This window comes from bacterium (assembly GCA_023150945.1).
Taxonomy (GTDB): domain Bacteria; phylum Zhuqueibacterota; class Zhuqueibacteria; order Zhuqueibacterales; family Zhuqueibacteraceae; genus Coneutiohabitans.
The window spans coordinates 44,142-56,038 of record JAKLJX010000009.1 but is presented as its reverse complement, the minus strand read 5'-3'; the positions used below and the strand labels follow the sequence as shown (position 1 = coordinate 56,038).

At 59.2% G+C, this 11,897-nt stretch carries 8 protein-coding genes; 1 reads left to right on the top strand and 7 read right to left on the bottom strand.

Annotation, left to right across the window (positions count from 1 at the left end; genetic code table 11):
- Positions 1-91 precede the first annotated feature (91 nt).
- The 7 genes from L6R21_13420 to L6R21_13390 form a co-directional block, all read right to left on the bottom strand.
- Positions 92-1,066 (bottom strand): hypothetical protein, encoded by a 975-nt coding sequence (locus L6R21_13420; GenBank protein MCK6560190.1) that lies wholly within the window; start codon positions 1,064-1,066, stop codon positions 92-94.
- Between the two features lie 137 nt (positions 1,067-1,203).
- Positions 1,204-2,280 carry an aldose 1-epimerase family protein gene (locus L6R21_13415; protein ID MCK6560189.1) on the bottom strand — a complete coding sequence of 359 codons (1,077 nt, stop codon included), beginning with the start codon at positions 2,278-2,280 and terminating at the stop codon, positions 1,204-1,206.
- 156 nt (positions 2,281-2,436) lie between these two features.
- A complete protein-coding gene (locus L6R21_13410) occupies positions 2,437-3,108 on the bottom strand; it encodes a D-lyxose/D-mannose family sugar isomerase (protein MCK6560188.1) in 672 nt (223 codons plus the stop codon).
- A gap of 200 nt (positions 3,109-3,308) precedes the next feature.
- A complete protein-coding gene (locus tag L6R21_13405) occupies positions 3,309-4,460 on the bottom strand; it encodes a Gfo/Idh/MocA family oxidoreductase (protein ID MCK6560187.1) in 1,152 nt (383 codons plus the stop codon).
- A gap of 369 nt (positions 4,461-4,829) precedes the next feature.
- Positions 4,830-5,660 (bottom strand): aldolase, encoded by an 831-nt coding sequence (locus tag L6R21_13400; protein ID MCK6560186.1) that lies wholly within the window; start codon positions 5,658-5,660, stop codon positions 4,830-4,832.
- 108 nt (positions 5,661-5,768) lie between these two features.
- The gene (locus L6R21_13395) at positions 5,769-7,880 is read right to left on the bottom strand and encodes a sodium:solute symporter family protein (protein ID MCK6560185.1); all 2,112 of its coding nucleotides are present in this window, start codon (positions 7,878-7,880) and stop codon (positions 5,769-5,771) included.
- Between the two features lie 337 nt (positions 7,881-8,217).
- Positions 8,218-8,634: a hypothetical protein gene (locus L6R21_13390; GenBank protein ID MCK6560184.1), complete on the bottom strand. Its 417-nt coding sequence runs from the start codon at positions 8,632-8,634 to the stop codon at positions 8,218-8,220.
- Between the two features lie 334 nt (positions 8,635-8,968).
- On the opposite strand from L6R21_13390, the gene L6R21_13385 reads away from it, so the two are divergent.
- Complete coding sequence (locus tag L6R21_13385) at positions 8,969-11,896, top strand: carboxypeptidase-like regulatory domain-containing protein (protein MCK6560183.1); 2,928 nt, start codon at positions 8,969-8,971, stop codon at positions 11,894-11,896.
- Position 11,897: the final 1 nt, after the last annotated feature.

The following is an 11,897-nucleotide window of genomic DNA, read 5'->3' as shown; positions in this document are numbered from 1 at the left end:
TTGGTTTCCGGTTTGGCCAGGAACGCTTATGGCGCTTTTCGTGTATTTCGAGTTACAAGTTCAAATGCGTCTCGATGGAATTACAGCCCGGTCAGAAGCCAAATTCCACCAACGCTGCGGCATTCGCGATCGGTTGAATCATCGGCTGCGGTTGTGACCAATCGATCACACCGAGAAACAAACGAAAGCCGTCCGAGCGATGCCCCACGCCCAGACGAAAGTAAGCCACCAGCCAGCGCGCCCTCGCGCGCTTGATGACTTCCATTGCCGTCATGCCCAAGCCAACTGGCCGCGGCGTTTGCTCCGGCCAGTGCGCCGGGTCGTCCGAAATCACATACGACCAGGATGCGAGGTGGCCGCCGAAGAAGAGCAGGTACTGGTTGCGCCATTCCTGCACGTTGCATGATTCCGGGTGGGTCAAATCCTTTTCGAGATAGGCCGGGCCTTGATCCTGCCAATCGATCAGATTGGTGGAAGTGGCGCGTGCGATGCAGGCACGGCCGGTGTTGGTGACCGCGGTGTAGTAAAGCCAAAACTCATTGCCCCGTTTGATCACATGGGGATCGCGGCAGGCCGCGCCCTTTGCGGTGGGACAAAACGCCCAGCCGAATTCTTCCGGCCGGATCACCGGCCGCTGGCCCACGCGCTGCCAGTGAAACAAATCGTCCGAAGTCGCCAGCCCAATGCGCTGCGTGTTCTCGAGGGTGACGCCGGTGTAGAACATCCAATAGCGGCCCTGCGCTTCGATCACAAACGGCGCGAACACATGGCCATTGTCCCAACCTTCAGGATTGAGGTAGAAGCAAGGCTCATGCGTCTGCCAGGTTTGGAAGTCGGCCGTGGTGGCGTGGCCGAACCAGATCTCGTTACCGGGCAGGCAGCAGCTCACATTCGGCACGCCGGCGATGTGAAAGAGATGGTAGAGGCCGCCGCGTTGGATCAAACAGAAGTCTTTCAGATAAAAACCGCGCGGCGCATAGCCCGTCCTCAGCCAGTCTTCCTGATGATTGCGCTGGCTGTTGACGGCCTCGAGATAGCATTCGTAGTCGAGATTGCGGATGGTCATGGCGTGCGGTTCAGCAGGAAATTTGTGAATCAAAGAGAACGGCACTAGTGCTTCACCGGATTGCCAGCGGCAATCTTCTGACAAGAATTGAATTCACCGTGTTTGCAGTGCAAATCGTGCAAAAGTCCAAACGGCAATCATCGCCCTTCACCACCTATCGTCTCGAGGAGTCGAGCGAGGTTATTGCGGCCTGCGGCCACGCCCAGGCGCAGCAGGGTTTCGCACGTTTCACCCGGGGCGAGGTGGCGCAAGGTGCCGCGTTCGCGCTCGGCGGCGCGGCCCATCACCAGACAGTTGGCCGGCTCCAGGCCCAGCGCGTACGTGCCGCTGCCCATTTGCTTCCATTCGATCAACTCGGGCAGTTCCCGCTGGCGATAGGAAACGTATCCCGCCAACTGCAGGCCGTCATTGATCAGCGCCGCGGTCACCATGCCGTCTTGTGCTGCCTTTGCGGCGTGAAAGAAAACCTGTTCCGCATAGCCGGCTTGCGGCGCTTCCATGACCAAATGCCGGTCGAGTCCGGCTTGGGCCGCGGCATCGCGCGACCGGACGGATTCTTGGTTGATCACCACTCGGCTGCCCTCCGCCAGCAATGGAAATCCGAAATTGCAGTGATAGAGCAGCATGAACGGCGTGGGCTTATCGCCGAGATTCTCGATGGTGTCGGCAATCTCCAGCATGCTCTCGCCGAGGCGCGCGGTCAGCCGCCGCGTCAATTGCAGATTGCATCCGAACACCGAGGTCTCGCGCACGCTCGCCGCGAGCCACAGCTCGTAGTCATCACCGCGCCAGCGGCCGCCGCAACCGAGGAGTTGCGCCGGCAGATTCGAAATTCGGCCGTGCAGGCCGTACTCACCCAGCTCATCGCGGCCAGGCGAGCCGGCGTTGGTCAGGCCGCAGGTGTTCAGCCAGCCGCCGTGAAACGTGCGCAACCAGCCCAGGCCCTCCGGCTCGAACAAAGACGGTGCCGTGATGCCGCCGGCGGATTGCCACGCCAGCGCCATGCCTTGGTAGTTGGCGTCGTGAATATCCAGGCCGCGATCGAGCAGCACGGTGAAGCTGAAGCCGGATCCGGTTTTGAACTCCGCCAGGCGCACGCCGCGGCCCGGGCCGTCGTTCAACTCGCACAAACGAATATCGGCGAGCTGGCGAATATCGCCGACATGTGCGAGCAGCTCGGCGCGCGTCCAGGTTTTGCCGAAGAGGGTTGCCATGGGGTGATCCCAATGCAAGGCAAAATGATTTGACGGGAGAATTCTCTGCGCGTGGCAATGATGGTGTCGCCGCGCGCCTGCACCCGGGGGACGTTGCTGCTCAGAGAAGAACACAGACAGAGACGACCATCAGCATTCCTCTGCGTCCAAAGAGAGCTAGGCCGGGTATTCGTTGCACAAATAGTACAACGGCGGCTCATCTTCCTCGATCGTCGGAAAGCGGCCTACCGGCGCGAGAAAGCGATTGTCCTTGTCATCATCATTCACGCGCGACACCTCGCCGATCAACACCGGGCCTTTGCCCGCCGCGGCATAGAATTGATGATACATGCGGGGCGGCAGCGTAATGCTTTCGCCGGGCCGCAAGATGATCTTGCCCTGCGCCGCGACGGTGCGGGCGACGCCATCGGTGAGCACAGTTACCGGCGTGTCCGCCAGTTGCTCCTCGGGCGTGGCGTTGCAGACTTCGACGACCAGGTCGCCGCCGCCGCGATTGATGATGTCTTCCATCTTGTGCCAGTGAAAATGCCAGAGCGTCACCTGCTCTTCTTGCGCGATCATGGCTTTTTCACAATAGTCTTTGCCGCCCACCTCGCCCAGTTTGCCGTTGCGCAGGGTGAACATCACCAGGCCCATTGCGCGAAACTTGCCCAGGCCGAAATCGGTGAGGTCCCAGCCGAGCTTTTTGTCCACGACTTCCTGTGCGTGGCTGCGGTTCTTCTGCCAGTCGGCCGTAGTCCAGAATGCCCACGGCGGTAAATGAAAGTGATGTTGCTCGAAAAAAGCAACGGCCTCGCGTTGCAGCGCGTTGATTTGCGATCGTTTCATGGCAGGTATCTCCCTGGGCCGGTCGAGCCGGAACCGAGAATCAACCGCGGAGTCGCAGAAAACGCTGAGCGGCTATTTGAGGTGACGGCGCTGCGCTCACCACGTCTGCGCGGTTGAAATGTTTGCTTTGTGATCAAGACTCTCTCAGCGTTTGCTGCTGAGCACTTGCAATAAACGAGTTTGCCAGGCCAATCACCATGTCATACCGCAACGGCATTGCCGGTTTTGCCCGAGTGCAGCGCCGCGGTGAGAATCTTATGCTGCAGCAGGGTTTCTTCCGGCGTGATACAGCCGAAGGGCATGTTCGGCCGCGGCTCATGAAGCTCGTCGATGAAAGCGGCCCACATCTGCAGAATGGCATCGGTGAAGCCGAATTCAAAAATGCCGCCGGTCACCGTCGTGTAGGCCGAGGCATAGCCCAGATCCTCGTGCTGCCAGACTTGCGGTCCGCCGTTTTCGTAGCGCATGGTCTGCAGCGTTTTGGTGAACTTGGTGCTGTAGCGCGCGCTGAATTTGGTGCCCAGCACTTCGAGGTACCAGGTATCGGTTTCGCCCGGCGCGATGCGATAGGTCTTTACCGTCATCGGAAAGGTATAGCCCTCGCTCGGGTGCTTGACTTCGCAGTGCAGCGTGGCATTGTCCCAGGTTTCGCAGGGCGCCATGCCGCCTTTGCCGTCCGGCCGGTGGGTGACGATCTTGGTGAGCGCAGCATACAGCCGCGTGGGAAGCCAGCGCGCGCGCAAAGGCAAATGCAGCGCGTGCATGCCGAGATCGCCCAGGCAGCCGTACTCGCCGTTGATCGCCAGCGTGCGTTTCCAATTGATGGCTTTGTTGAAATTCAGATCGGAAGAATGCAGATAGCCGCTGTTGACTTCGATGATGCGGCCCCAGGGATTCTCGAGAATGTACTTGTGCACCTGATGGCCGCCGGGGTAGAAGGGATATTCCGAGGAGCAGCGCACGAACAGTTTCGGATGCTGTGCGATGGCGGCGAGGATGCGTTGATTGGCGGCCAAATCGATGCCGAAAGGCTTCTCGCCCAGCAGATGCTTGCCGGCGGCGAGAATGTCACAATAGAATTGTTCGTGCAAGTGATGCGGCACGGCGCAGTAAACGGCGTCCACCTCTGAGGCGGCGAGCAAGTCGTGATAGTTGCGCGTGGCCAGCTTGATCGAGGAAAAATTGCCGGTGTACCAGTCGAACAATTTTTCGTTGAGATCACAGATCGCCACGATTTCAGGCCGGGCTTTGGTCTCCAACAGGGCGGGCCAGCGGCCACAGGCCACCGCAAATTCACGGCCCATCAGGCCGCAGCCGATGACGCCGAAGCGGATTTTGCGTTGCGCAGGCATGGGGTCTCACGAGGGTTTGGGTCAGTCATTTATTGGAAAGGTCATGCAGCAGCAGTTTGTCCGTCTCGCATTGAGAACATTTTCATCTGCTGGCAATCTACTTTGCGTTGCGGTCTATCCCCATGGGGATTTGGGCGTTGTGCCAAGTGACTCACAAAATCTGCTCACGCTCGCAAGCTGTACTCAGAAACAAAGGCCAGAATCCAGGCGCTGTGCCAAGTGACTCACAAGATCCCTGCGGGACGACACCGGGCAACAGAGTGCTCGCGGCGTTCTGCAAGGCAACGGCGCCAGCGGCGCGTTGGGAGCGCTGCCGGCAAGCGCCGGGAAGCCGCGAGCCGGCGCAACAGACCGCGCAATTTTGCGGCGCTAATCTTTCAGCAGCGCGAGCGCCTGGTTGACACTGGCGCCTTCGTGCACGATCGCCATCAGCGCGCGCGTCATCGCCACCGGCTTTTCGTGCTGGATGATGTTGCGGCCGTAGACAATGCCGCTCGCGCCCTGCTGGATGAGATCATAGGTGCGCTGCAAAACCTCACGTTCGGCGGCCTTGCCGCCGCCGCGCGGCAGCACCGGCCGGCCGGCAATCGTGATGACGCGATGATACTGGCTGACGTCGTCGCAGGGGTCGGCCTTGATGATGTCCGCGCCCAGCTCGCTGGCCTGGCGCACCAGCGGCAAAATCTTGTTGAGATCGCCGTCGACCTGATAGCCGCCTTTTTTCTCGTTGGGCTGCATCACCAGCGGTTCGACCATCAGCGGCATGCCGTAGCGTTCGCAGACCGGTTTCAGGCGCGCGACGTTGGCCACGCACTGGCGGTGCAAATCCGGCTGGTTGGGCAGGATCAACAAATTCACCACCACGCACGCGGCGTCGAGCACCAGCGCCTGCTCGACCGCATCATCGATGACGTAGCTGAACAGCACGTCGTGGACCTGCGGGTTGTAGCAATTCGCGACGTCGGTGCGCAACACCAGTGCCGGCTTGTGCTTGCCGGGAATGCGCTGCAGGATTTCCGCCTGGCCGACGGTGAGTTGAATGGCATCGGGCTGTGCCGCCACCAGCGCATGAATGGCGTGCTCGAGGTTCTCGATGCCGCTGAGAAAGCTCACTTCATTGAAGAAGCCGTGGTCGATGGCAACATCCAGGCATTTGCCGGAGGTGCCAAAGAGACGGTTGAGACGGAATTTTTTGTTCATACTCATGCCAAGTCTCCGTTGGATACACATGCGAAGTCGGACTTGGACGCGGAGTGAGGAGATTTCTCTGCCAGCCCTTGTGTCCAAGTCCGGCCTTGCGCCGTTGTGCTAAGCACCGAGATTGACCACAATCCACAACAACAAAACGATCAACCCAACCAGTCCCCAGGTGCCGAAGAAGCCGAGGTAATCCATCTTCATCGGCTTGTGAAACTCCCATTGGGTTCTGGGAAAGAGTTTGCGCGATTCGAAGTGCTGCATGTGTGCCGCGTTGGCCAGCACCAGCCGCGTGTCTTCTTCGTGCGTGGGCTGAATCGGCGTGTGCACTTTGGCGAAGAAAAAGTCCAGCGTCTTGCGGCTGGCGGGCCGGGTGAAATAGCTCAGCACAATCAAGCACAGCAGCGGAAACAGGGCATCGAACGCGAAGCGCGTGGCTTCGAGCTGGGCTTTGTTGAAGCCGGAAAAATCGAGGCCGAACCAGCTCAGCACCCACAACTCGGCATTGAACCGGCCGATGCCGATCAGGCGGGAATTGGGATCTTCGGGATTCTCGCGCGCCATTTTGTCGAAGAAAATCGGGTAGGGCGGAATGACGCGGGTTTTGGCGATGCGTTCGCCCACTTCGCGGGCCAGGCCGGCATCCACGTCGGTCTGCAGCGCCTTGGTGTGAACGACGATTTGCCGTTCTTCCGTTTGCTTCAGAAACGGCGCATGGCCGCGCGTCACGCCCCATGTGGTGAATAGATTGGGGATGATGACGATGATCAGAAACGAAACGAAGACTTGAATCGTCACCGCCTTGGCGCTCAGCCGGCGCCACATGAAGCCCAGCCAGATCGCGGCGCCGAAAATGGCCGGCATGCTGATGAAGTATTTGAACAGCTCCAGCAAGTTTTTGACGTAGAGCGCCATGCCGATGCCGCCGAAAATCGTGAGAAAGATCACCACGCGGCCCACGGCCATGTAGTGCTGTTCGGATTTGTGCGGCGCCAGTGGCTTGTACACTTGATTGACGAACAACGCGGCGAGCGAGACCGACTGCACATCCAGCGAGGACATGTTGGCAGCCAGAATGCCGACCATCATGATGCCGATGAAGCCCGGGCCGAGAAGCTGTTGCGTCATGTAGCCCCAGATGAGATCGGGATCATTCAATTGCCCGGCAAACAAGCCGATGGCGAGCAGGCCGGCGAATGCCCAAAAAATCATCATCACCCGCTTGAACATCATGCCGCCGATAATGCCGAAGCGCGCGGTATTCTCGTTGGTCGCCGACCCGCTCACCTGCATACCGGTGGCTACCGCCGTGATCGAGACGAGATTGGCGAACGACATCGCCGCGATGGTGTACCAGGCATATTCGCTCAGCGCCTCGGTGCCGAACAGCCAGAACATGTGTTCCGGCACCGCGGCGTGCAGGCCGGAAAATCCGCCGATCTTGATCAAGCCGAAGGGGATGAGCAGGCAGGAGAAAAATATCATCAGAATGCCCTGGATGACATCCGTCATGGCGGCGGCGGTCAGTCCGCCGAGCAGCACGTAGATGCAGACGATGGTGCCATAGGCGAAATAGAAATACACCGGCTTCACGTGGGAAATGAAAGCGCCCAATTGGCCCTTGTTGTCCATGCTGCGCAGTTCTTGATAGCGTGCCTGCTTTTCTTCCGGCAGTTTGCCCTCGGTATAGAGGACTTTGAGTTCACGATACTCGTAGTAGGAATCCACCTTCAGTCTTTCCGCCGCGGTGTAGGCCGACGCCGGCTTGGGCGTGAGCGCCATGAACGTCTTCGCCGAGACCAGATAACCCACCGCGGTGCCGAACAGCGCCATGAAGATCGTGAACACGGCAAAGGCACCGCCCAAAAACTTGCTTTCGAAGCGTTCGGTGAAGAAATCGCCGAGCGTCACCAGCCGGGCGCGGCGAAAGAGCATGGAGGTGAACCAGTAGAAGGGCGTGAGGAAGAGAACGAGGTATTGAATCCACATGCCGGCAATGCCCTGGCGGTAGATTTCGCGCGAGACGGCCGCGGCCTGGCTGGCGTCGGTGGAGCCGCCGAAATTGAGAAAGAACTGATACAGCCGGCCCATGCGGCGGCCGCCCATGAAATAGTCTTCGGTGCTGTGCATGCGTTTCTGGAGGATCTTCCCGATCCAGATCATGACCGCGAAGTAGGCAACAATGATCGTGGCGTCAAGTACGTGCATGCCGATGATGTGCATTCCTGACCTCCGGTGGGGGTGAGAGGTTCGAGTAGGTGGAGGCGGCCAGTGCGTTGAGTTGCCGGCGCTGGTCGCCGTGTCATGAATCCTCGCGTCGTGCCAAATCCGGAAGAATCCGCCGGGATGGCATAAGCAAATATTCTACAAAATGATAAGGCCGATTCACCGGCACCGCCGGCAAAGATAATCTGTCGCCTCTGCCCAGAAATGAAGAAACCGCCAAAGCGCTTGACTCCGAAGCTGCACAAGTCGATTAAAACTCGCTCTTGTTCATGACGAAGCGCCCGGGCGGTGATGCTTTTTGACGGACACTAATCTAACCGCGCCGGCGCAAATTTCATTGCCTTTCCGGTGAATTCTTTTTTGGCATCTGGCATTGAGCCGGCGGCAGGGGAGGGAGCGCGAATTCCCCTGCGCTGATCGGGCGCAGTGGCCACACGGGCGGCAAACTGGTCGCGAGCGGGCGTCCTGCGGGCGGAGACTGCGCAATGGTAACAGAGTTCGCCTCGAATAGCAAGCCGCAAATCGCTGCGATGGCCCAAAAAGCAATGCGCCAAAAAAGCCAATTTTTTCCGCAGCGGTAGCAAAGATATTGGCGGCAATAATGATTGATTTTCAGGCCACTTGGCTGATTTCCCTCTTGTTCTCCTTGTGCCGTCTCGCAGTGCCGCGGTCGAGGAAGAGCGCGGCAGTTCCTCCATAATTCGTTGAACTGGTTTTGGTCGAAAACACTCATGCAGACGAAACGGTTCATGCTCCAATCTCGACTCTTCCCCAATTCGTCAGCCGCTCCCCCACGTCGCATTTGTCAGTTCGGTGAGCAGATTCTCGCAGACCCGGTCCGGGGTGGACAGCTTTGCGGACCGGTGCGCTGGTCTTGAAATCAGTGCCCGGTCGCCGGGCCGTGTTGCCGGCTCAGGCGTCAAGAAGTGCTTCGCGTCAGGAAGCGTAACCCACGCAGGATCGAAATTCCAAAAAGGAAGGAGGTGACGGCCGGCTAAATTCTTGCGCTTCGGTAAAAGGACGGCGGTACCCACGAAACGATCTGATACTCATTTATCCCCTGGTTTCTAACACGGAGGGTCATTATGCATGATCGAACGTTGAGAAGTGTGGTTGGCGCCTTGCTGCTTGCCTTCGTTTTCCTGGGCGCGACGAGCGCCTTGGCCGGCTTGGGCAAGATAGCCGGCACGGTGAAAGATGCGCAGAACGGCGCGCCGTTGCCGGGAGCAAACATGGTGGTGGTCGGCACCACCCTGGGCGCCAGCAGTGATGCCAACGGCAACTACTTCATTCTGAATGTGCCTCCGGGGGTTTACAGCATGCGGGTCACCTACATCGGTTATGAGACCGTCACCATCAGCAATATCGCAGTGAGCCTGGATGTCACCACGCCGATCGACATTTCGCTCACGCAAACCATGGTGGCCGGCGAAGAGGTGACCGTGGTGGCGGAGCGGCCGCTGGTCGACCGGACGCTGACGGCCTCGCGCTCGAACATCGGCATCGCCGAGTTGAACAATACCCTGCCGACCTCGAGCATCGCGCAGATCGTGGAAACCACGGCCAGCACTTTCCGCGGCTACATTCGCGGCGGCCGCAAGTATGATTCCCGCACCCTGGTGGACGGCATCAACATCTCCGACACCTATTTCTCCGGCGGCACGGGCAGCAACCAGGTCTACCAGACCTACAGCGGCGTGCGCCGTTCGGAAGGCAACGAAACCAACATGGTGGAAGTCAACGCGCAGTCGGTTTCGGAATTGGCGGTGTTGGCCGGAACCTTCAATGCGGAGTATGACGCTGCCTCCGCCGGCATCATCAACATTGCGACGCGCGATGGCGGCCGCAAGCTTTCCGGCAAGCTGTTCATGCGTAGCAGCGCCGGCGGCCTGGATTATGCCGGCCCGAAGCTTTATAACGACCTGCCACGTTATCTGGCGGACAAGCAGTCCCTGCTCAACAACCGCAAAGCGGCTGACAGCGTGAAGGCCAACCTGATGACGTTCAATCAGGCGAGCGTCGATCATTACGGTTTGGCCAGTGATCCCACCGTCGACGCCGAGCTGTCACTGGGCGGCCCGTTGACGAGCAAGGGCAACTTCTATTTCACCGGCCGTTTGCTGAACTCCAATGGCCGCTTTCTCGATGAGTTCAACCGCGAAGCCAACGCCTCGCTCAAGTTGAACTACAATCTGACCAATACCCAGAAGATCACCGCCAATGCCATCGTCAACGACGGCGGCGTGCTGGGAGGCTGGAAGAATCGTTCCTTCACCAGCAAGTATAAATTCTTCCCGCTCGGCAATCCCCAAAACGAAAAGCTCGGCATTGTGAGCTACCTGGCGTGGACGAACAACATTTCGCCCAAGACCTTCTTCGACGTGCGCGCGAGCTACACCGGCCGCACCTCGCGCTTCGGCTATTCCGATGACGACGGCGACGGCATCATCGAAGAGGGCGAAAACGGCGAGTTTCTGATTCTCCGCAGCAAGGAGCAATCCGAGAAGTACCTGGGCGTGGGTGGCAACGGTGTGATCGGCACTCGCCGCACCGCCTTCACCGGCGACCCGGGCAACGACCGCTACTTCGACGTGCCCTTCAGCTCCGGCCAGTATCGCTTCGGCCAGCCCGGCTGGTACTACGAAGAATTGAAGCGCAATGCCCTGCAACTGAAAGGTGATATCACCAGCCAGATCAGTTTCCACCATCAGCTCAAAGCCGGATTCCTGTACCGTTATCACACGGTGGAGAACTTCCAGCAACGCACCCAGGTCATCAAGACCTTCGACAAGAGCTTCCCCTTCGAACAAACCTCGTACAAGCTGCATCCCAAGGAATGGGCCTTCTACGCCCAGGATCGCATCGAGTATCAGGGCATCATCATCAACGCCGGCGTGCGCGTGGATGCGTTTGACACCGGCGCCGAGCAGTTCAAAGATTTCTACAACGTTTCCCGCACCGACACGCTTGCCAACGGCGCCCTGCAACGCACGCAGTTGCGCGCCGCCAATGTACCGGTGGAATGGTTCATCGGCCCGCGCCTGGGTATTTCGCACCCGATTTCCGACAACGCGGCCATGCACTATTCCTGGGGCCGTTTCTTCTCCCCGCCGCCGTTCGGCTTGCTGTTCGAAAACTACGGCAACTGGGCCAATCCTTCCCTGCCCGTGCTGCAAGACGTCGGTTTGGAGCCGTCCAAGGCCACAGCCTACGAAATCGGCACGCAGTGGTCGTTCCTGCCGGACTATTCGGTTGACGTCACGGCCTATTACCGCGACATCAGCAACTACGGCACCGCCGGTTACACGATCAATCCGGTGGCCGGACAAGGCTTTGGTTCTTACACCTATCTGACCAGTTTTGGCTACGCCGATTCCCGTGGTATCGAAGTCACGCTGGAGAAGCGGCCTTCGGGCTGGTTGTCCGGCCGTTTCACCTACTCCTACAGCTACATCAAGGGCGCGGCCAATGCCTCTTCGATCTCCATCAACAAGAACTCCTTCTCGGTGGTGGATGGGCCGATCCCCTTCGACGATCGCTATCAGTGGAATACCTATCCGGTGAACATCACCGGCGGCGGCAACGCGCTGGATTCCGGCTTCGACCGGGAACACCGCCTGTCGTTGACCTTCCTGCTCGATCTGCCGTTTGACATCGATGTGACCGGCATCAGCACGGCGCAAAGCGGGTTCTGGTATTTCCTGACCAACACCACCACGGATCCGCGCGGCCGTGAACAAGACCGCTCGCCGTGGAGCTATCGCACCGACCTCCGCTTGTCCAAGGGCCTGAATCTCGGCGGCACGCGCTTCGCCCGGCTGTTCGCGGAAGGGCGCAACCTGTTCAACCAGAGCAACATCCTGACCTGGGACAGCTACAATATCCCGAGCTCGACCCTGTGGGAGAAGAATCAGGATCCCACCGGCGATTTGAACCGGCCGACGACGCAGGATGGTCTGCCGCTCTACGACATCGCGCGTGAGATCTATGTCGGCATTGATTTCTCGTTCTAAG

Excerpts from the sequence above, each read along its gene's own strand:
- L6R21_13420 (MCK6560190.1), bottom strand. The coding sequence starts at position 1,066 with ATGACCATCCGCAATCTCGACTACGAATGCTATCTCGAGGCCGTCAAC.
- L6R21_13415 (MCK6560189.1), bottom strand. The coding sequence starts at position 2,280 with ATGGCAACCCTCTTCGGCAAAACCTGGACGCGCGCCGAGCTGCTCGCA.
- L6R21_13410 (MCK6560188.1), bottom strand. The coding sequence starts at position 3,108 with ATGAAACGATCGCAAATCAACGCGCTGCAACGCGAGGCCGTTGCTTTT.
- L6R21_13405 (MCK6560187.1), bottom strand. The coding sequence starts at position 4,460 with ATGCCTGCGCAACGCAAAATCCGCTTCGGCGTCATCGGCTGCGGCCTG.
- L6R21_13400 (MCK6560186.1), bottom strand. The coding sequence starts at position 5,660 with ATGAACAAAAAATTCCGTCTCAACCGTCTCTTTGGCACCTCCGGCAAA.
- L6R21_13395 (MCK6560185.1), bottom strand. The coding sequence starts at position 7,880 with ATGCACATCATCGGCATGCACGTACTTGACGCCACGATCATTGTTGCC.
- L6R21_13390 (MCK6560184.1), bottom strand. The coding sequence starts at position 8,634 with ATGAACCGTTTCGTCTGCATGAGTGTTTTCGACCAAAACCAGTTCAAC.
- L6R21_13385 (MCK6560183.1), top strand. The coding sequence starts at position 8,969 with ATGCATGATCGAACGTTGAGAAGTGTGGTTGGCGCCTTGCTGCTTGCC.